Source organism: Streptomyces sp. NPDC002851, from assembly GCF_053591935.1.
This window is the reverse complement of sequence record NZ_JBSFUT010000011.1, coordinates 175,139-193,830: the sequence shown is the minus strand read 5'-3', so window position 1 is coordinate 193,830 and position 18,692 is coordinate 175,139. Positions and strand designations below refer to the sequence as shown.

19 protein-coding genes and 1 tRNA gene are annotated in these 18,692 nt (G+C 70.2%); 5 read left to right on the top strand and 15 right to left on the bottom strand.

Annotation, left to right across the window (positions count from 1 at the left end; translation table 11 throughout):
- Window positions 1-320: 320 nt before the first annotated feature.
- The 8 genes from ACWD10_RS14755 to ACWD10_RS14720 form a co-directional block, all read right to left on the bottom strand.
- Window positions 321-824, bottom strand: coding sequence for a hypothetical protein (locus tag ACWD10_RS14755; RefSeq protein WP_451090723.1), 504 nt, complete (start codon window positions 822-824; stop codon window positions 321-323).
- A 258-nt stretch (window positions 825-1,082) separates the two neighbouring features.
- Entirely contained in the window at window positions 1,083-1,898 is an 816-nt protein-coding gene (gene ehuA, locus ACWD10_RS14750; protein WP_451090721.1) for an ectoine/hydroxyectoine ABC transporter ATP-binding protein EhuA, read from the bottom strand.
- Window positions 1,888-2,538: an ectoine/hydroxyectoine ABC transporter permease subunit EhuD gene (ehuD, locus tag ACWD10_RS14745; RefSeq protein WP_451090717.1), complete on the bottom strand. Its 651-nt coding sequence runs from the start codon at window positions 2,536-2,538 to the stop codon at window positions 1,888-1,890. Before ehuD ends, ehuA begins: the two co-directional genes overlap by 11 nt.
- Window positions 2,535-3,269 carry an ectoine/hydroxyectoine ABC transporter permease subunit EhuC gene (gene ehuC, locus ACWD10_RS14740; RefSeq protein ID WP_451090715.1) on the bottom strand — a complete coding sequence of 245 codons (735 nt, stop codon included), beginning with the start codon at window positions 3,267-3,269 and terminating at the stop codon, window positions 2,535-2,537. Before ehuC ends, ehuD begins: the two co-directional genes overlap by 4 nt.
- Complete coding sequence (gene ehuB, locus ACWD10_RS14735) at window positions 3,269-4,189, bottom strand: ectoine/hydroxyectoine ABC transporter substrate-binding protein EhuB (RefSeq protein ID WP_451090713.1); 921 nt, start codon at window positions 4,187-4,189, stop codon at window positions 3,269-3,271. Before ehuB ends, ehuC begins: the two co-directional genes overlap by 1 nt.
- A gap of 129 nt (window positions 4,190-4,318) precedes the next feature.
- On the bottom strand, window positions 4,319-4,729 hold the full coding sequence (locus tag ACWD10_RS14730; protein WP_451090711.1) for a hypothetical protein: 411 nt from the start codon (window positions 4,727-4,729) through the stop codon (window positions 4,319-4,321).
- A 25-nt stretch (window positions 4,730-4,754) separates the two neighbouring features.
- On the bottom strand, window positions 4,755-5,240 hold the full coding sequence (locus ACWD10_RS14725) for a hypothetical protein (protein ID WP_451090709.1): 486 nt from the start codon (window positions 5,238-5,240) through the stop codon (window positions 4,755-4,757).
- A 28-nt stretch (window positions 5,241-5,268) separates the two neighbouring features.
- Window positions 5,269-5,574 (bottom strand): hypothetical protein, encoded by a 306-nt coding sequence (locus ACWD10_RS14720; RefSeq protein ID WP_451090707.1) that lies wholly within the window; start codon window positions 5,572-5,574, stop codon window positions 5,269-5,271.
- A 207-nt stretch (window positions 5,575-5,781) separates the two neighbouring features.
- On the opposite strand from ACWD10_RS14720, the gene ACWD10_RS14715 reads away from it, so the two are divergent.
- On the top strand, window positions 5,782-6,270 hold the full coding sequence (locus ACWD10_RS14715) for a DUF3830 family protein (RefSeq protein WP_451090705.1): 489 nt from the start codon (window positions 5,782-5,784) through the stop codon (window positions 6,268-6,270).
- Here the strand turns inward: ACWD10_RS14715 and ACWD10_RS14710 are convergent.
- A complete protein-coding gene (locus ACWD10_RS14710) occupies window positions 6,251-7,678 on the bottom strand; it encodes an amidase (protein ID WP_451090703.1) in 1,428 nt (475 codons plus the stop codon). The genes ACWD10_RS14715 and ACWD10_RS14710 overlap by 20 nt on opposite strands.
- A gap of 73 nt (window positions 7,679-7,751) precedes the next feature.
- The gene (locus ACWD10_RS14705) at window positions 7,752-8,699 is read right to left on the bottom strand and encodes a D-2-hydroxyacid dehydrogenase (RefSeq protein WP_451090701.1); all 948 of its coding nucleotides are present in this window, start codon (window positions 8,697-8,699) and stop codon (window positions 7,752-7,754) included.
- Window positions 8,700-8,956: 257 nt separating this feature from the next.
- Between ACWD10_RS14705 and ACWD10_RS14700 the strand changes: the two genes are divergently transcribed.
- The 3 genes from ACWD10_RS14700 to ACWD10_RS14690 all read left to right on the top strand — a co-directional run bounded on the left by ACWD10_RS14700 (window position 8,957) and on the right by ACWD10_RS14690 (window position 12,101).
- Window positions 8,957-10,039 (top strand): aspartate racemase/maleate isomerase family protein, encoded by a 1,083-nt coding sequence (locus ACWD10_RS14700; protein ID WP_451090699.1) that lies wholly within the window; start codon window positions 8,957-8,959, stop codon window positions 10,037-10,039.
- A gap of 90 nt (window positions 10,040-10,129) precedes the next feature.
- On the top strand, window positions 10,130-10,867 hold the full coding sequence (locus tag ACWD10_RS14695) for a maleate cis-trans isomerase family protein (protein ID WP_451090697.1): 738 nt from the start codon (window positions 10,130-10,132) through the stop codon (window positions 10,865-10,867).
- Window positions 10,868-11,006: 139 nt separating this feature from the next.
- The gene (locus ACWD10_RS14690) at window positions 11,007-12,101 is read left to right on the top strand and encodes an LLM class flavin-dependent oxidoreductase (RefSeq protein ID WP_451090695.1); all 1,095 of its coding nucleotides are present in this window, start codon (window positions 11,007-11,009) and stop codon (window positions 12,099-12,101) included.
- A 24-nt stretch (window positions 12,102-12,125) separates the two neighbouring features.
- Here ACWD10_RS14690 and ACWD10_RS14685 read toward each other — a convergent pair whose 3' ends face one another.
- Window positions 12,126-14,009: a putative bifunctional diguanylate cyclase/phosphodiesterase gene (locus tag ACWD10_RS14685; protein WP_451090693.1), complete on the bottom strand. Its 1,884-nt coding sequence runs from the start codon at window positions 14,007-14,009 to the stop codon at window positions 12,126-12,128.
- 343 nt (window positions 14,010-14,352) lie between these two features.
- Between ACWD10_RS14685 and ACWD10_RS14680 the strand changes: the two genes are divergently transcribed.
- Window positions 14,353-15,777, top strand: a complete 1,425-nt coding sequence (locus ACWD10_RS14680) for a M6 family metalloprotease domain-containing protein (RefSeq protein ID WP_451090691.1) — start codon at window positions 14,353-14,355, stop codon at window positions 15,775-15,777.
- A gap of 140 nt (window positions 15,778-15,917) precedes the next feature.
- On the opposite strand, the gene ACWD10_RS14675 is transcribed toward ACWD10_RS14680, so the two are convergent.
- The 4 genes from ACWD10_RS14675 to ACWD10_RS14660 form a co-directional block, all read right to left on the bottom strand.
- Window positions 15,918-15,991: transfer RNA gene (locus tag ACWD10_RS14675), tRNA-Lys, on the bottom strand.
- Window positions 15,982-16,647, bottom strand: a complete 666-nt coding sequence (locus ACWD10_RS14670; protein WP_451090689.1) for a bifunctional DNA primase/polymerase — start codon at window positions 16,645-16,647, stop codon at window positions 15,982-15,984. The genes ACWD10_RS14675 and ACWD10_RS14670 overlap by 10 nt, the downstream gene beginning before the upstream one ends.
- 179 nt (window positions 16,648-16,826) lie before the next feature.
- Window positions 16,827-17,168, bottom strand: coding sequence for a hypothetical protein (locus tag ACWD10_RS14665; protein WP_451090687.1), 342 nt, complete (start codon window positions 17,166-17,168; stop codon window positions 16,827-16,829).
- A 163-nt stretch (window positions 17,169-17,331) separates the two neighbouring features.
- Window positions 17,332-18,684, bottom strand: coding sequence for an AAA domain-containing protein (locus tag ACWD10_RS14660; protein WP_451090773.1), 1,353 nt, complete (start codon window positions 18,682-18,684; stop codon window positions 17,332-17,334).
- Between the last annotated feature and the right edge of the window lie 8 nt (window positions 18,685-18,692).

Here is an 18,692-nt window from a genome sequence, read left to right as displayed (position 1 = left end):
TCGTCCGTGTTTGAGGGAATGGCGGAGGGTCACGCTCGCTCTGGCGTGAACGTGGCCCCCTTGAGTGCGATGGCCCAGCTTATGCGGGGCGCTATGGCCCGCCTATAGCTGTCTCGTTGTGGCCCGTCTGCCGCTGCTGTGGATTCTGCTTCGGGCATATCACGTCGTGGTGCACGACGGAGATCACCGCTGCTTCATATGCGGGTGTGCAGCCCCAGCTTCCCGATGATGTGTGCGATATGCGCCATTGGGGGTACGCGAAGGCCCGCCGGGAGCACCAGCGACCGGCGGGCCTTCGTGGAGACGGTGGGGCGGACGGGTCAGGCCTTGATGCAGACCTTCGCCTCGCTGCGCTTCGGGTTGGAATCGACCAGCGGGTGGTTGACCCAGCCGAAGGCACAGATCTTCTGCTCGCCCTTGGGGTTCTTCAGCTTCACGGCCTTGGTGTAGACGTGCTTGGAGATGCCCCGCTGGGTCGTGTGCTTGATCTTCTGGTTGTTGATGGACACCGCGGCTACGACCACCTGGGCGCTCTTCTTCTTGCAGTGGCCCGAGCCCGCGGCGTTGGCGGTCTTCTTGCTCACGCCGAGCGCGATGTAGAAGCGGCACTTGGTCTTGCCGGCCGTGACCCACTTGCCGTACTTGTGCTTGCCGACGACCTTGTCCGCGGCAACGGTGTCGGCACCGACGGAGGGTGTGGCGGTGGCGGCCGGGGCGGCGGCGCCCATCAGGCTGATGGACGCGGCGGCGGCCAGGCCCATGGCCGCGGCCCGTGCGGCGCGGGGGCGGCGGGTGGCGGGGCGGTGGGTGAGGGTCGACGTCACGAGGAAGTCCTCCGCGGAATCTCGGGCGGGAAGGGAAGCTTTTCGATGCCGGCCCTGAGATTCTTCAACAGCCCCTTTCCCGGTCGCTATTGGACCTAAGGGAGTTGTTCCTAAGGGAGTTGTTCTTAAGGGCAATGCCCTGAGCGGAGCACAGCAGCACAGCACAAAAAGGGCCGGGCTCCCGCCCATCGGCGGGAACCCGGCCCCTGGCATTGCGGCATAAAGCGGGTGAACTGCGGCCGCTCGGCCCGGTGTTCGTTACAGCACGGCGCTCAGGAATTCCCGGGTCCGCTCGTGGTCCGGCTCGCCGAAGATCTTCTCGGGCGGGCCGGACTCGATGACCCGGCCCGAGTCGAACATCAGGACCTGGTCCGAGATGTCCCGCGCGAAGTTCATCTCGTGCGTGACGCAGAGCATCGTGATGTCCGTGGAGTGTGCGATGTCGCGCAGGACGTCGAGCACACCGGCCACCAGCTCCGGGTCGAGCGCCGAGGTGACCTCGTCGAGGAGCAGCACCTGCGGGCGCATGGCCAGGGCCCGCGCGATGGCGACGCGCTGCTGCTGGCCGCCGGAGAGCTGCGTCGGGTACTTGTCGAGGTGCTCGGTCAGGCCGACCATCTCGAGCAGCTCGCGGGCGCGTTCGTCCGCCTCGTCCTTGGACAGGCCGAGCACCTGCGCCGGGGCCTCGGTGACGTTCCGCAGCACCTTCATGTTCGGGAAGAGGTTGAACTGCTGGAACACCATGCCGATGTTCTTGCGCACCTCGCGGATGTGCTTCTCGGTCGCCGGGACGAGCTTGCCGGCCCGCTCCTCGTGCGTGAGGTACTGGCCGGCGACCTTGATGGTGCCTTCCTCGGGCTTCATCAGGGTCATCAGGAGGCGCAGGATCGTCGTCTTGCCGGAGCCCGAAGGGCCGATCAGCGTGACGTGCTTGCCCGAGTCGACCGAGAAGTCGAGCTGGTCGAGGACCGTGTTGCTGCCGAACCGCTTGGTGACCTTGTCGAAGCGGATCAGCTCAGTGCCGTCCGCCGCGGGGCTGGGTGTTTCCTTCGAGAGATTGCTGTCAGCGGACAAGGCGACGCTCCAGGGATCGGAGGAGTACGGAAGCCGGGTAGGCGATGAGGATGAAGGCGATGCCGACGATCGTGTAGGCCTCGACATAGGCGGCGGATTCGTTGGCGAAGGTGCGGCCCTCGCCGAGCATTTCCAGGGCACCGACGACGAAAATCATCGGAGAGTCCTTGAGCATCGCCACGACGTAGTTCCCCAGTGCGGGAATGACGCGGCGGATCGCCTGCGGCAGGATCACCGCCCGCCAGGTGTGGCCGCGCGGGAGGCTCAGCGCGGTAGCGGCCTCCCACTGGCCGACCGGCACGGCGTCGATGCCCGCCCGGTACACCTCGGCGGTGTAGGTCGAGTAGTGCAGACCGAGGCCGACGATGCCGGTGGTGAGCGGGGACATCGACGGCCCCCACTCCGGCACCACGAAGTAGAGGAAGAACAGCTGCACAAGGAGCGGCGTGTTCCGGATGAACTCGGTGAACGCGGTCACCGGCCAGCTGATCCACTTCTGTGTGGACCGCTGGGCGATGGCCCAGACCAGGCCGAGCGTGAAGGCGATCAGCGTGCCCCACAGCAGCGCCTGCAGGGTGACGAGTACGCCGTCCCAGAACGTCGGCAGGAAGGCGTCTACGGCGCTCCAGTCCCAGTTCACTTGACACCTCCCGCGCCCGTGACGACATCGGTCGAGGGCTTGGCCCGCAGACCGGCGAAGAGGCCGGTCTTCTCGGGCGCCTGCCCGATCTTCGACTTCGCGTGCCGCTCGAGCACCCGCATACCCCGCGTCAGGACGAAGGCGAGGATGAAGTACAGGACAAGCAGGATGGTGTAGACGGGGGCGCTCTCATTGGTGGCGAGCCGCCAGAGGTTGCCCGAGAAGGTCATGTCGGCGACCAGGATGGTCGACACCAGGGCCGTACCCTTCAGAAGCTCGATCAGCAGGTTATTGAACGCCGGAACCATCTCCGGCCAGGCCTGGGGCAGTTCGATACGGCGCAACCGCTGCATCGGCGTGAAGCTGAGGGCGATGCCCGCTTCCCGCTGCGCCGGGGCGACGGCCGCGAGCGCGCCGCGCACCACCTCGGAGCCGTACGCGCCATAGGTGAGGCCGAGTGCCAGGACACCGGTGGCCATCGGCATGAACTGCCAGCCGAGCATCAAGGGCAGGGCGAAGGCCATCCAGAACATCAGGACCAGCGCCGAGGTGCCGCGGAACAGCTCGAAGTAGATACCGGCCACGAACCGCACGACCCAGAAGCGGGACGAGCGCAGTATGCCGATCAAGAAGGCCATCGCGAAGGCGACCGCCGCGCTCAGCACCGTGACCTGGATGGTGACCCAGATTCCTGGCAGGAACCACTCGGTGAGGAACTTTGACGTCATCATCAGCCGCACAGCTCCTCTGCGGTCAGGTCCGTCATCTCGTCCTCCGTGAAGCCGAAGGGCCGGACGATACGCAGGAGCTCACCGCTGCGCTTCAGCTTGTGGAGCTCCTCGTTGAACGCGTCCCGCAGTCTCTTCTCGGACTGCCGGAACGCGAATCCGCCCGCGCCGTACGCCGGTTTGCCGTCGACGTAGGGCTGGAACGGCTCGGTCGACTCGACGCGGGGGTTTCCCTTGACCACGCCCTTGACGGTCACGTTCGTCCCGGCGAAGGCGTCCACCCGGCCCTGTTTCACCGCGTCGAGACCTGCCACCTGGTCGGGCAGCGGCAAGATGTCCTTGACCCCGGCCGCCTCGGCGTACGCGAACTCGGCGTACGAGGAACCGGTGGCCATTTTGAGGCCCTTCTTGACGATGTCCTCGTAGGTCTTGATCCCCTGTGGATTCCCCTTCTTCACGACGAAGGCATCCAGCATCAGGTAGTCGGGGTCCGAGAACAGCACCCGCGAACAACGGTCCGGCTGGATGTACATCCCGGCGGAGATGACATCGAACTGCTGCACCTGCAGTCCGGGAATGAGCGCCCCGAACTCCGTTGGAATGGCCTTGATGTTCGGCACTCCGAGGCGTTTGAAGATGACGCGGGCGATCTCCGGCGCCTGGCCGGTGGCCTGCCCGTCCTTGTCGACGTAGCCGAACGGCGGTTCGCTGGCGATGCCGACGCGGACGGTCTTCGCGTCCCGGAGCCGGTCGAGAAGGTCGCCTCCCTCGATCGCGCCCGTGGCTGACACACGGCTGCACCCCGCCGCGCCCAGCGCCCCCGCGGCGCCGAGCACGGCGGCGCCGGTCAGCAGCGACCTGCGCCGCAAGTCGGGGCGTAGCTTTCTCGTGCTCTCTGAGTCGTTCCCAAGTCGTGGAGCCATGGCCGCGCGGCTACCCGAGTTGGCCGAAGTTATTCGCTCGTTCCAGGAGGGCACGCGAAACGCCCGGCGTCCGTCCGTTTTGCACGGATAAGACACCGGGCGTCGCTGGCTGCGTTTATACGCGGCCTGTCACCACTTCATGGAGATAGTGGTGCCCTTGCGGTGCGGAACGGTCAGGCGCAGCTTTCCCTTGGGCATGTTCTTGCACTTGAACGTCTTGGTCTTCCAGTGTTCCCGGACCTCGCCCCAGCACTTGATCTTTCCCTTGTGGCGGATGTCCCAGCCGTACAGGTAGTTCTTGCTGTGACCCCAGTTGTTGACCTTGACCGTCACCGTTCCCTTGCGGGGGTGGTACTTGGTGAGCACACAGTTCGCGGGCCCGCTGCGGCACTTCTTCGTCGCCGTGGCGGCTTCCGCGGGCGTCGCGCCGAGGCTGAGCGTGGCGGCCGTGACGACGGTGAGGACTCCGACGACGGCTCGCCGGGCCGTACTGGTGGCGCGGTCCCTCCGGGGGGCGATGGGCAGAGCGGAAGACGTCATGAGTGTGGGCTCCTCGGCAGCTCGATCACGCATATTTGCAGGACCACTTGATGGTGCTCTTTCCGGCGAGGAAGAATTCAGCGCGAACGCACCACTTCTGACTCCCCTTCCGGTCCTTCACCGCCTTGGTGTAGACGCCACAGCGGTTCTGCGTCTTGCAGTCCTTCCGCCCCTTTTCCGGACCCCGGGCGACCTGGTCGTCGTATCCCTTGCCGTTCTTGAAGAGAATCGCCTGGATCTGGTGGCGCTTCCACTTCTTGCAGCTGATCTTCGCGCCCCCGGCGACGGCCTTCTTTTTCTTGGAGATCTTGACCACGGCCTTCGCCTTGCAGTCCCGGGGGATGTAGGCGGGCTTGACGTCCTGGGGCGCGGCGGCTGTGCTCACCGTGCCGTGCTCGGCCTTGACTCCGGTGTCGGCGTCGGCGTCGGCGTCGGCGGCGGTGGCGGTGCCGGTCACGGACAGTGTGGTGAGTACGCCCGCGGCAAGAGCGGCGGCCGTCGTCGTACGCATCGCATTGGTCCTCATGCCTGACCCCGCTTCAGCTCTTGACCTTCTTGGACCACTTGCTCTGGCTGCCGTTCTCGCCCACGCGGTACGCATCGCCCTCGGCCTTGGCCCACCAGGTCTGCTTTCCCTTGTACTGCACCTTCAGGGCGCACTTCTTGGGCAGGCCGGACGCGGTGACGTCCGCGGTCTCGACGGCGGTGACGTGGCTCCGCGCGGGCGCGGGCGCGGGCGCGGAGTCGGCGGCGAGCGCCGGAGTGCTCGCGGCCAGGGACGCCGCGGCGAGCGCCGCCACGGCGAGGGTCCTGGGTGCTGAACGCCGCACCCGTGTCTCGTTCATCGGCACCGTTTTTCCCCGTGGTTGTCGACCAGTGGCCCGGCTTCACCGCTGAGAGGCCCAAGAGCACAGCGGAGCAGGCCGTGCGGTATGTCATGAGTCTCGTGACTCGCGTCGGCCGCGACAATTGACCTTTGGGGAGGTGGCCCGAGGGGCAAGTACGAGGGGTGGGCGCAACCAACTGATCAACGCAAGGGAGCAGGAAGGCGCATGACCGACCGCCACATCGAAGTGTCCCTCGACAAGCGCGGTGTGAGCTGCACCGCGAAGCTCCTCGACGACCGGGCTCCGATCACCTGTCAGGCGGTGTGGGACGCGCTCCCGCTCGGCTCCGACGTCTACCACGCCAAGTACGCGCGTAATGAGATCTACGCACTCTTCCCGGCCTTCGCCCCGCAAGAGCCGCCCCTTGAGAACTCCACCATTACCCCGATTCCGGGCGACCTCTGCTATTTCACCTTCTCCGAGACGCACTTGGGCACCAATGCGTACGGCTACGACAAGGAACAGCGCGGCACGATCGTCGACCTCGCCCTGTTCTACGAGCGGAACAACCTGCTGATCAACGCCGACGTCGGCTGGATCCCCGGCATCGTCTGGGGCCAGGTGGTCGACGGCCTCGACCGGATGGCCGAGGCCTGTCAGGACCTGTGGCGGGCCGGAGCCCTGGGGGAGACCCTCAACTTCCGGCGGGCGTAACCGTCTCCGGGGGCGGAATCTCCGCCGCCCCCGCCTCGTACAGCGCGTGCGAGGCCCGCAGCACCACGTCGTCCCGGTGCCGCGCGGCGACCAGCTGCACCCCGATCGGCAGTCCCTCGGCGTCGACCCCGCAGGGCACCGACGCCGCGGGCTGCTGCGTGAGGTTGAAGGGGTACGTGAACGGGGTCCAGCCCGTCCAGCGGCGGTGCCCCGAGCCCTTGGGCACCTCGACGCCCGCCTCGAACGCGGTCAGCGGCAGCGTCGGCGTCACCAGCAAGTCGTACGTCTCGTGGAACAGGCCCATGCGCCGGCCCAGATCCATCCGTACGTCCACGGCCGCCAGATAGTCGAGCGCGCTGTACCGCGCCCCCCGGTCGCAGATCTCCCGCAGCCCCGGGTCGAGCCGCCTCCGCTGCTCCTGCGTGAAGTGCTCCGTCACCCGGGCCGCCCCGCTGAACCACAGCGTGTGGAAGGCGTCCACGGGTTCGCTGAAGTCGGGGTCGGCCTCCTCGACGTACGCCCCGAGCGCCGCGAGCCGCTCCACCGCCCGGCGCACCGCGGCCGCCACCTCCGAGTCCACCGCCACCTGCCCGCCCAGGTTCGGCGAGTACGCGACGCGCAGGCCCCGCACCCCGTCCGCCCCGTCGGCGATGGCGTCACGGAAGCTGCCCGCGGGCGGCGCGAGTGCGGACCAGTCCCGCGGGTCCGGGCCGCTGATCACGTCAAGGACCAGAGCGGCGTCGGCCGCGTCCCGGGTCAGCGGGCCGACGTGCGCGAGCGTGCCGAAGGCGCTCGCCGGGTACAGCGGCACCCGGCCGTACGTCGCCTTGAGCCCGTAGACCCCGCAGAACGACGCGGGGATGCGCACGCTCCCGCCGCCGTCCGTGCCGAGCGACACCGGGCCCGCGCCGAGCGCCACCGCCGCCGCGCTGCCCCCACTGGAGCCGCCCGCGGTGCGCGCCGGGTCGTACGGATTGCCGGTCACGCCGCTCACCGGCGAGTCCGTGACACCCTTCCAGCCGAACTCCGGCGTCGTCGTCTTGCCCAGGAACACCGCGCCGTGCTCCCGCAGCCGGGCCACCGAGGGCGCGTCCTGGTCCCACGTGCCGTGCCGGGAGATCCCCAAGGAGCCGCGCAGCGTGGGGCCGCCGCGCTGCAGCAGGATGTCCTTGACCGACACCGGCACCCCGTCGAGCAGTCCCTGTGGCTCGCCGGCCTGCCAGCGCCGCTCCGAGAGCTCGGCCTGCGCGAGCGCGTCCTCGGCGTCGACGCGCACGAACGCGTTGACGGCGGGCTCGGTCTCCTCGATCCGCCGCAGCGCGGCGCGGGTCGCGTCCACGGGGCTGAGCTCGCCGGCGCGGTAGCCGTCGAGCAGCTGGTTCGCGGTGAGCTTGCAGGGGTCGGTCATGCACTCTCCCGAGGGTCGAAACCGTGCAACAACAGATCACTGGGGCCCGTCCGGCCTTGACCGCCGTCCGGCCCTAATGCCCGGGTACGTACCCACGTTTCTTGTCGATCACGTTCGGGAGTGGCTTGCCCGCCTCCCACAGCTCGTACAACTCGACGAACTGGGCCCCGAGTTCATCCCGCCAGCCGATGACGTCGCCGCTCATGTGCGGGGACACGAAGAGCCCCGGCGCCTGCCACAGCGGGCTGTCGTCGGGCAGCGGCTCCCGCTCGAAGACATCGAGCGCCGCGCCCGCGATCCACCGCTTCTCCAGGGCTTCGGCCAGGTCGGACTCCACCACGTGCTGACCGCGGCCCACATTGATGAAGTACGCCGATGGCTGCATCAGGCCGAAGCGGCGGGCGTCGAACATCCCCCGCGTCTCGTCCGTCAGCGGCGCCGCGCACACCACCCAGTCGGCCCCCGCGAGCAGCCGGTCCAGATCCTCCGGGCCGTGCACCCCGCTCCGCGCGGTGCGGCCCACCAGGGCGGTCTCGATGCCGAGCGCCTTCAGGGTCTGCTCGATCGCCCGCCCGATCGGGCCCGAACCCACCACGCACGCGCGCGTCCCGGACACCCGCCGGGTCTCGCGGTGCTGCCAGCGCCGCTCCCGCTGCAGCTCGAGGGTGCGCGGCAGCTGCTTGGCGTGGGCGAGCACGAGGCCCGCGACGTACTCCGCGATGGGCCCGTCGAAGATCCCCCGAGCGTTGGTCACCACGGTGTCGGATTCGACGAGTTCGGGACAGAGCAGATGGTCGGCGCCCGCGCTCGCGGTGTGCACCCAGCGCGGCCGCGGACCCGGCCCCGGCCAGGCGTGCCGGACCGCGTGCGAGGTGAAGTCCCAGACGAGCAGGACGTCGGCGAGGGGCAGCTGTTCGGCGAGGGTGGACTCGTCGGCGTGCAGGATCCGGACGCGTCCGGTGAGGCTGCCGAGCCGGGGCGGAGGGTCCGCGTCCAGGACCAGAAGGGTGACGTCGGACATCGGTGGGAAACCGTTTTGCAATGCGTATCCGCTTCCCTGGTAGAAATCGGCCGGACCCGTATGAGATGGGCGATTGACCACGCTGGCAGCCGAATCTACCTTCGTCAACAAGGGCACAATTGAAGTGTCCGAAGACGTCGTCCCCGACGTCCGCGCAGCCTCTGTCCCGACGTCCCGGCGCGCGCCGGCACCCATCGATCCATCCCGGCCCCCGGCCGGCCCTTTCAACCGCCTCATCTTCAGAAACAGGGCCAGTCATGGACGTCTCCATCTTGGGTGGTCCCCACCCACAACGCGGCATCGGCATCGTCGCCCCTTTTGACTTCGCGCTCGACCGGGAGCTGTGGCGCTGGGTCCCGGACGAGATCTCACTGATGCTCACGCGCACGCCATACGTCCCGGTCGAGGTCAGCCTCGACCTGGCACGCCTGGTCAGCGAGCACCAGACGCTGCACGAGGCGGTCCGCGCGCTGCGCGCGGCCGAGCCCGAAGTGATCGCGTACGCGTGTACCTCGGGCAGCTTCGTCGACGGCATGATCGGCGAACGCACCATGAGCGCGGCCATGGAAGCGGCCGCCGAGGTGCCCGCCCTGACCACCTCCGGCGCGCTCATCGAGGCGCTCGAGGAGCTCGACGCGGCGCGCATCGCGCTGGTCACGCCGTATACGGAGTCGGTGACCCACGCCCTCGAGGAGTTCCTGGCCGAGGCCGGGGTCGAGGTCGTGGGCCGGTCGAACCTGGGTCTGACCCGGCACATCTGGAAGGTCTCGTACCGCGAGGTCGTGGACATGGCCCGGTACGCGGTGCCGAAGAGCGCCGACGCGCTCTTCATCAGCTGCACCAACCTGCCGACGTACGACGCCATCCCGCAGCTGGAAGCGGAGCTGCGAATCCCGGTGATCTCCGCGAACCAGGTCACCATGTGGGCCGCCCTGCGCCACCTCGGCGCCACCGCGGTCGGGCCCTACCAGGCCCTGATCGACCTGTCGGCGCGGCGCATGCTGGCGGCGGATCGGCTGCGCGACCAGTTCCCGGAGCAGCTCCCCGAGCAGCTTCCGGAACACCCGCTGCCGGAACCGCCGGCGCCGCAGGATTCCACGGGGTTCCCCGAGCCGCAGACGGTCCCGCAGGAACCGCCGACCGGTTTCCCGGAGCCGCAGTCCGGCTTCCCGGAGCCTCCGACCGGACTGCCCGAGCCCCCGACGGCCGTACAGGATCCGCCGACGGCGATCCAGGAGCCGCCCGCGTTCCGGGAGTACCCGGAGTCACCCGGCTTCCGGGAGTACCCGGAGTACCCGGAGTCGCCCGGGTTCCGCGACTACCCCGAGTACCCGGAGTAGGAAGGGCACGGCAATCGCGAGCGAAACAGCGCCCGCACGGGTAGAGCGTCAACGCACCGCACAGCGCATCGGACACACGGAGGCCGCCAGATGACCGCACTCGGATTCCTCTACCCGGGCTACTCCGCCGAGGACGAGTACCCGCGCATCGAGCAGCTGCTCGCCAGCGACATCCGACTCGCCCTGGTCCACACGGACATCGGTGAGGACGCCCACCGCGTCGACGCGCTCCTGAAGATGGGCGGACCGGAGCGCCTCGCGGCCGGGGTCGAGGAGCTGCGCCTGGCCGGGGCCGAGGCGGTGGTCTGGGCCTGCACGAGTGGCAGCTTCGTCTTCGGCTGGGAGGGCGCGCACGAGCAGGTGCGGGACCTGGCCAAGGTGGCGGGGATGCCCGCGTCCAGCACGTCGTTCGCCTTCGTCCACGCGGTACGGGAGACCGAGGCCACCCGGGTCGCGGTGGCGGCGACCTATCCGGAGGACGTGGCGGAGCACTTCGTGGAGTTCCTGGGCGCCGCGGGCATCGAGGTGGTCGGGATGCGCGGAAGCGGCATCATCACCGCTGCGGAGGTGGGCACTTGGGGGTACGACGAGGTGCTCGCGCTCGCCCGTGGCGGCGACCATCCGGACGCGGAGGCGGTGCTCCTGCCGGACACGGCGCTGCACACCGCGGCGTACCTGCCGGACCTGGAGAAGGCCCTCGACAAGCCGGTCCTGACCGCCAACCAGGTCACGGTCTGGGAGGCCCTCCGCCTGGCCGACCGCCGCGTGCACGCTCCCGCTCTGGGGTCCTTGTTCACTCGGGAGCCGATCGTGCAGGTGCGGGACTGACCACCTGATCGCCGGACCCCGGGCCCCGGGCCCCGGCTCCCCGGGTTCCCGGACCGCCCGGAATAAACGGAGAGTGCCTCCTGTTCTGCGTACGTCCTCGGAGACGAGCAAGGCGTACGCACCCACAGGAGGCACCCCGGTGAGCAACGGAATCCACGGCCGGACCCACGGCGAGGCCCCCGTCCCCCTCTCCGTCCTGGACCTGACCACCGTCGGTGCCGGAACCACCGCCTCCGAGGCGCTCCGCACCGGCGTCGCGCTCGCCCGGCTCGCAGAGTCCCGCGGCTTCCACCGCTACTGGGTCGCCGAGCACCACTCCATGCCCGGCGTCGCCTCCTCGTCCCCGGCCGTGATCCTCGCCCACCTCACCGCCCACACCGACCGCATCCGCCTCGGCTCGGGCGGCGTGATGCTGCCCAACCACGCACCCCTCGTCATCGCCGAACAGTTCGGCACCCTGGAGGCGCTCGCCCCGGGCCGGATCGACCTCGGCCTAGGGCGCGCCCCGGGCACCGACGGGGCCACCGCGGCCGCGCTGCGCCGCACGGACCGCCTCGACGAAGGCGCCGACGAATTCCCGGAGCAGCTCGCGGAGTTGGCCCGGTTCCTGGACGACGACTTTCCCGACGGCCACCCGTACGCCCGTATCCACGCGGTGCCAGGACCGGTCCAGGCCACCGCGCCCGGTGGGGTGCAGTCCCCGGACCGCGCCTCCGTGTGGCTGCTCGGCTCCTCCGGCTTCAGCGCCCGCCTGGCCGGGATGCTCGGCCTGCCGTTCGCCTTCGCGCACCACTTCTCGGCGCGGAACACCATCCCCGCGCTCGACCTCTACCGCGAATCGTTCCGCCCCTCGGCGGTCCTCGCCGAGCCGTACGCCCTGATCGGCGTCTCCGCGCTCGCCGCCGACGACGAAGCCGAGGCGCGGCGCCAGGTGCTCACCGGCGCCCTGTCGATGGTCCGTCTGCGCACCGGACGGCCCGGCCTCATCCCGACGCCGGAGGAGGCGGCGGCGTACGACTTCAGCTCGATGGAGCGGGAGTTCGTGGACAGCTGGCTGTCGAACGTCGTGCACGGCACCCCGGACGAGGTCCGCACCGGCCTCGACGACCTGCAGAAGCGCACCGGCGCCGACGAGCTGATGCTGACCGCCAACGCCCACAGCGGCGCGGCCCGCGTCCGCTCGTACGAACTGATCGCGGACGCCTACGGGATGCCCGCGCTCACCGCCGACTGACGCCTGCGGCGGACGGCTCCCGGCTCACCGCAGACCGGCCAATCGCGCCGCGGACGCGAGCAGCCGGGAGATACGATCCGGTGGCACCGCCCGCGAGTACAGCCACCCCTGCCCGGTGTCGCAGCCGATGCGGCGGAGCCGGTCCGCCTGGTTCGCGGTCTCCACGCACTCCGCGGTGACCGTCAGGCCCAGGTTGTGGGCGAGCTGCACCAGGGCCTCGACGATCATCTCGTCCGCGGGGTTGGGGTGCCCGTGCTCGTCGGCCGTCTCGTACTGGAAGCCGCGGACGAACGACCCGTCCAGCTTCAGTACGGAGACGGGCAACCGGCTCAGATACGCGAGGTTCGAGTAGCCGGTGCCGAAGTCGTCGATGGCGATGCGCACGCCCATGTCGCTGAGCTCCTGGAGAGCCTGTAGCGGGCGGCCCGCGGAGCCCATTAACGCGGACTCGGTGAGCTCGAGCTGAAGCAGGTGCGGGGCGAGCCCGGTCTCCGCCAGGATCTCCGCGACGTCCGCGACCAGGTCGGAGTCCCAGACCTGGCGCACCGCCACATTGACGCTCACGAACACCGGAGGCGCGTCCGGGTGTTCGAGCTGCCAGCGTCGTGCCTGGTGGGCAGCCGTGCGCAGGACCCAGCGGCCGAGCTGCACGATCGAGCCGTCCTCCTCGGCCAGTGTGATGAACCGATTCGGCGCCAATGTGCCGAACTGCGGGTGGTGCCAGCGCACCAGCGCCTCGACCCCGCTGACCCCGCCGTCCTCCATGCCCACGAGCGGCTGGTACTCGAGGGCGAACTCGCCCCGCTCCACGGCCGGGCGGAGCGTGGAGGCGAGCGCCTGTCGGGTCATCCGGTGCGCGTTCCGCTCCGGGTCGAAGAGCGTCCAGCGGGACCTGCCGTCCTCCTTCGCCCAGTACAGCGTGGTGTCGGCGGCCTGCATCAGGGCGGTCGCGCTGGTCCCGGCCGCGCGGCGCTCCACCACGCCGATGGACGCCGACAGCGAGAGCCGCTGCCCGGACAGGTCGAACGGCTGCTGGAGCTGCTTCAGGACCGTGTCGGCCAGGTCCGCGACCTGCTCGGTGCCGGTGGAGTCCTCGACGAGCAGCGCGAACTCGTCGCCGCCGAGCCGGGCGACCAGCGGGGTGCCGTCCCTGCCGTACCCGGCCAGCTCCGCGCAGCGCAGCAGGCGCCCGGCGACGGCGGTGAGCAGCCGGTCGCCGGTGCGGTGTCCGAGCGTGTCGTTGATCGCCTTGAAGCCGTCCAGGTCGAGGTAGCACAGGCCGATCCGGCCGGTCGTCGCCGTGTCCTCGTACGAGGCCGTCTCCAGGGCCGCCGCGAGCCGCTCGAAGAACAGCGTCCGGTTGGGCAGCCGGGTCACCGGGTCGTGCATCTGGAGATGGCGCAGCTGGGCCTGGAGCTCGCGGCGGGCGCTGATGTCCGCGACCGAGAGCAGCACCGTGGCGCTGCCGGGCACCGGCACGACGGTCACCTGGGCCCACAGGGCGTGCCCGTCGGGGTGCTTGAGGCGTCGGGTGCAGCGCAGTCTCGCCCGGCGGCCGCGGAGCACATCGCGGTACGCGTGCCAGGTGAGCGCGTCCGAGGTCAGGTCGACCAGGTCGGCCGCGGGCTGTCCGGCGAGCTCCGCGGCCGGGGTGCCGAGCAGCGCGCCGAGGGCATCGTTTGCGGACGTGACGTGTCCCTCGCGGTCCAGGACGGCCATGGCGAAGTGGGCCACCTGGAACGCGGCGCGGTAATCGTGCAGCTCGGCCGCGCCGGGGCCGACACATTCTGGGCTGTGACGCTCCGTGGTCGCCGGCCGCTGTGCAGGCTTCGGCCGGGTCGGGGTCGGCCCGACGGCATCGGTGGCCGCCGCTGCCGTGGGCGCCGGTCCTTCGGACGTTCCGCTCACCGCTCGCTCCCGCAGGGCAGTTGGTCTCGCACGGGTCGTACAGGTCGTACAGCTCTGGCAGTTGGGGCAATTGAGGCAGGCCTGGTCGGGAGCTCCGGGGCAGTTCCCGGGGCGGCTCCCGAGGCGGGTCGGCCGCAAAGTGTGCCAACCATAGAGGCTGGTCGGAGAGCCGATCCAGCTTCGCCACAGCAGTCAGCACTCCGGAGGTACCCGCCCCCGTCCGTGTTGCCGATGGGGGCGTGCGGCGCCGGACCGCTTCTGCCCGACTCGGATTCCAGTCGTGCCGTGAACTGGCGGAACATGATCCATTTTCCTCTCGCTTTCCTTTCCGTTTCCGCTAGTTATGACTCTCGGTGACATCTGGGGTTGCGCGTCGCTCACTCGGTTGGGGCACCGAAACAGGGCGAACTTCAACAAACCGCAACAGGCTGGGTGGGCGTTCCGCCGCCAGTGCCCGGAGGTCCACGTGCTGCGTCAGCTCCCCCTCGGAGGTCACCCTCGTGAAGAGGATTCTTCCCACCGTGAACCCCGAGAAGCAGAGCTCTCCCCGCGTGCCCACAGACTCGCAGCGGTCCTCACCTCCCTCACGGCCCTGGCGGCCACCTCGCTCGCGGCCGGACCGGCGAACGCCGAGCCCGCCGATGGCTGCGTGCTCGAGCGCACCGCGGCCCACCACTCGGAGGGCACCGACACCTGGAACAGCGCCTACCCCAGGCCGGACCGGAGACTCGACGCCCTGATGGTCTTCCTCTCCTTCCCCGACGCCGAGCCGGGCATCTCCACCCTGGAGCTGACCGACGACTACTTCCCGGAGACAAGCCGCTTCTTCGAGCGCGCCTCCTACGGCCGGTTCCAGCTGCGCGCGCACCCGCGACACTGGTGGATCGAGATGCCGGCCGACTCGCACTCGTACGGCATAGCGCGGGACTGGGACCCGGAACAGCGCGGCCGCTATGTGCGCGACGCCGTCGCCGCGGCCGACCCGCACGTGGACTACGGCAAGTACGACGTCGTGTACTTCGTCGCCGATCCGGACGCACCCGGGGTGGACTCGGACGCCACCAAAGTGGTCAATTTCGAGCAGCCACTGAGCGCCGACGGTACGGAGCTGCGCCGGATCGTGACCGTCTTCGAGCAGCACCCGCCGGACCGCAATGTGCTCGCCCACGAGACAGGGCACGTGTTCGACCTGCCCGACCTCTATCACCGGCCGACGGACGGCAAGGGCGACTGGGATACCCGTGTGGGCGACTGGGACCTCATGGGCAGCCAGTTCGGCCTTGCCCCCGACTTCTTCGGCTGGCACAAGTGGAAGCTCGGCTGGCTCGGCGACGACCAGGTGCACTGTATTCGGGGCGACGGGGACACCCTGGTCACCCTGGAGCCGCTCGCGGCCCAGCCCGCCCACGGCCACAGCGGCGGCTCCAAGCTCGCGGTGGTACGCACCGGCCGCGGCTCGGTGATCGCCATCGAGGCCCGCGGCCCGGTCGGCAACGACAAGGCGACCTGCACCGAGGGCGTCCTGGTCTACCGGGTACGGAACGAGCCGACGCCCGGACACGGCCCCGTCGAGGTCCTCGATGCCCACCCGGACTCCGAGGCGTGCTGGGAGAAGTCGGTCTACCCGCCGCTCGCGGACGCACCGGTGCGGGAGGGCGAGAGCTTTACGGTGCCGGGCGAGCCCATCCGCGTACAGGTGCTGAACCGGACCCCGTCGGGCGCGTGGACGGTGAAGATCACGCCGGGGGTGCGGGTGAGGGAGGGGTAGGCGATGGGCAGCCTGCCTGATGCATGGCTTTCCGGGGGTGTGGTGGCGGAGCCCTCACTTTGCGCGGCGAAGCCGCGCCAGTAACGACGATGGCGAGACAGATTCGCGCTTTCCGCGAACATGCCTCGCCATCGTCATCGTGCGCCGCCAGGGACTCGAACCCCGGACCCGCTGATTAAGAGTCAGCTGCTCTAACCAACTGAGCTAGCGGCGCCTGCCGACGTCGTAGACATTAGCACCCTGATCCGCGCCAGGAAAAATCGATACCCGCACCGCGGCCCCGGCCTGCGCACGCGCCGCCCGCACGCTCGCCCACAGCACAACCTCGGGCCCCGGAAGCCAGGGCTCCAGCGTGTCCGGGGCGACCAGCCAGCGCGAGCCGGGCCGCCCCGAGGTGGCCGGATCCGCCGTGACCTCCGTGCCGACCAGCGGCGGAACCGTCACCGCGTCTCCGATGCCGTGGCACAGCGGGGCCGGTACGGCGGGCCCCCACTCCTCCCACGCGAGCAGCGACGGCAGGCGGTGGGCCGTGCCGGGCGCGCTGAAGAGCAGCATCCGGCCCCGGTGCACAGCGACCGGCCCCGAGCCGGGACCGTCCGCCCATAACCGGTCGACCATCCGGCGCCCGAACAGCGCGGGCACGCTCACCACGTCGAAGGTGGTCCCGCACGGCAGGACGACGGGCGCGGCCGGGCGGGTGTCCCAGAGCGCGAGCGTGCTGCGCGGGTGCGAGGTGGCGGAGGCGAGCCAGGCGGCGCCCTGAGGCGTGACGAGGGTCGCGTGGTCGCGCGGGGTGGCGACCGGCGACGCGTCCGGGCGCCCGCTGCTGATCTCGTACGGCGGCGCGCTGTTGAGCTGGCGAGTACTCATGCCGATTAGATCTACCGGCAGCGACGGTTCCGCTTCCGTGAGTTACGAGAAATCGGGACAGCGCGGGGTGTGGTGGAGTACCTTGCCCCTCCCTCCGGCATATGCCAGGGGTGCCTTGCCTCGAGAGGGCTCCTGGAGAGGGCCCCAGAGGCGGCCTCGAGCGAGGGCCCCTGGAGGGTTCAGCTCCCCAGCCCGTTCCGCAGCAGCTCACGGCCGAACTCGACCATCTTCACCGCGTAGTCCTCGGACCACTCGGCCCGCTCCGCGATCGCCGCAGGCGTCAGCCGGTCGAACCGCTTGGGGTCGGCGAGCTGCGCCGCGGCGATCGCCTGGAACTCGATCGCGCGGTCGGTCGCGGCCCGGAAGGCGTGCGTGAGCTCGGTCGCGCGCGCCAGCAGTTCCCGTGGGTCCTCGATGGACTCCAGGTCGAAGAAATGCTCCGGGTCGGCGGTCGCCTCCACCGGCTCGAACAGCAGCGGTGCGGGCCGTAGTCGTGGCTTGCTCCGGTCGGACTCCGCCATCCTTATCCCTCTCAATCGCTCTCCGTACCGCGTCGAACCCTCTCCGTACCGCGCGGTTCCCGGCACTCCCCGGCTCCTCCATTCTCCGCCGCCCCGCAACCCCGCATTCCTTCCCCCGGAGGGGCACAAGTCTTCGGGCCCTCGGTCTGACGGGCGGCCGCTCTCAGGGGCAGCTCTCAGGGCAGCTGACTCTGTGGCGTTCGAGATGGGCCAGGACCGCCTGGTTGGCCTCCCAGCCGTCCGGGAACTTCAGCGTGACGCCCAGCTGCACCGGCTCCGTCGACGGATACGCGTCCAGGAGCTCGGGGATCCCGGCACGGCCGACCACGATGCAGGCGTGCCGGTGCCGGGAGGCAAGGACGCACAGACGACCCGTCTCCAGATGGAACGCCGTCGCGTCCGGGCGGCCGGACAGCGGGTGCAGGACCACCGTGACGTCGTACTCGCGCCCCTGGAGCCGGTTCGCCGTGTCCACCGTCACCTCGGTCACGCTGAGCTCGGCGAGCCCGGCGCGGACCGCGGCGGCCTGGTCGCGGTGGGCCGTCCCGACGGCGATCCGGTCGGCGGTGAGCGGCGTCCGGGGCGTCGTCCCGTCGGAGCGCTCGTCCGTCGTGGCGCCGCCGCGGTCCAAGAGGCGGCGGACCACCTGGGCCACCGCCCGGACCGCCTCCGGGTCCGTGCGCGGGGTGTGGCGCGCGGGCAGTTCGAGCAGGCCCCAGCCCGAGGCGGCCGCCTCGTCGATCACCCGGTCCGCGGGCCTGCCGTCCGACGCGACCTCGAACGACAGGCTCCGGTCACCCTGGCCGGTGCCGCTGCGGAACGGCGTATACGGGTAGAACGCCTCGCTCACCAGCGGCGCGGCCGAGGCCGGGAGCCGCCAGGAGACCGGCAGGCGGTGCTGCGGCAGCTCCGGGTTGTGCGCGAGGAGCGTGCTGACCGCGCTCGCCGACGGGTCGTACGACAGGCCCGCCCACTGCTCGCTGCCGACGATCGCGAACGGGTCGAGCTGGCCGGGATCCCCCACGAACAACGCCCGCTCGAACAGGCCCGCCACGGCGAGCAGCGCGTCCGAGCGCATCTGGTACGCCTCGTCGACGATCGCGTGCCGCCAGGGCTCCACGCCCTTCACATGCGCCCACTTCGCGGCCGTCGAGATCACCACGTCGAGCCCGGCGAGCTCGGCGGCCTTCGCCGACTTGCGTACGTTCTCCAGCTCGTCCAGGGCCGGGTCGTACGGGTCCGGATCGCTGCTGTGCAGGCGGCCGACGGGCAGCTCGGGATTCTTCCCGGCAAGCCGCAGGACCAGGTCGTCGACCTGGGCGTTGGTCTGCGCCACGATCATCAACGGGCGGCCCGCGGCGGCCAGTTCGAGTGCCGCGGTGACCACGAGCGTGGACTTCCCGGCGCCGGGCGGCGAGTCCACGACGACGCCACGGGCGGTGCCGTGCAGCGTGTCGTGCAGGATCCCGGCGGTGGCGCGGGCGGCCGCGTCCGAAGGGCTCGGGGTGGGCTCCATTTGTGCAG

Coding starts and splice junctions, on each gene's coding strand:
- ehuC (WP_451090715.1), bottom strand. CDS start 3,269: ATGATGACGTCAAAGTTCCTCACCGAGTGGTTCCTGCCAGGAATCTGG.
- ehuB (WP_451090713.1), bottom strand. CDS start 4,189: ATGGCTCCACGACTTGGGAACGACTCAGAGAGCACGAGAAAGCTACGC.
- ACWD10_RS14730 (WP_451090711.1), bottom strand. CDS start 4,729: ATGACGTCTTCCGCTCTGCCCATCGCCCCCCGGAGGGACCGCGCCACC.
- ACWD10_RS14725 (WP_451090709.1), bottom strand. CDS start 5,240: ATGCGTACGACGACGGCCGCCGCTCTTGCCGCGGGCGTACTCACCACA.
- ACWD10_RS14720 (WP_451090707.1), bottom strand. CDS start 5,574: ATGAACGAGACACGGGTGCGGCGTTCAGCACCCAGGACCCTCGCCGTG.
- ACWD10_RS14715 (WP_451090705.1), top strand. CDS start 5,782: ATGACCGACCGCCACATCGAAGTGTCCCTCGACAAGCGCGGTGTGAGC.
- ACWD10_RS14710 (WP_451090703.1), bottom strand. CDS start 7,678: ATGACCGACCCCTGCAAGCTCACCGCGAACCAGCTGCTCGACGGCTAC.
- ACWD10_RS14705 (WP_451090701.1), bottom strand. CDS start 8,699: ATGTCCGACGTCACCCTTCTGGTCCTGGACGCGGACCCTCCGCCCCGG.
- ACWD10_RS14700 (WP_451090699.1), top strand. CDS start 8,957: ATGGACGTCTCCATCTTGGGTGGTCCCCACCCACAACGCGGCATCGGC.
- ACWD10_RS14695 (WP_451090697.1), top strand. CDS start 10,130: ATGACCGCACTCGGATTCCTCTACCCGGGCTACTCCGCCGAGGACGAG.
- ACWD10_RS14680 (WP_451090691.1), top strand. CDS start 14,353: ATGACTCTCGGTGACATCTGGGGTTGCGCGTCGCTCACTCGGTTGGGG.
- ACWD10_RS14670 (WP_451090689.1), bottom strand. CDS start 16,647: ATGAGTACTCGCCAGCTCAACAGCGCGCCGCCGTACGAGATCAGCAGC.
- ACWD10_RS14665 (WP_451090687.1), bottom strand. CDS start 17,168: ATGGCGGAGTCCGACCGGAGCAAGCCACGACTACGGCCCGCACCGCTG.
- ACWD10_RS14660 (WP_451090773.1), bottom strand. CDS start 18,684: ATGGAGCCCACCCCGAGCCCTTCGGACGCGGCCGCCCGCGCCACCGCC.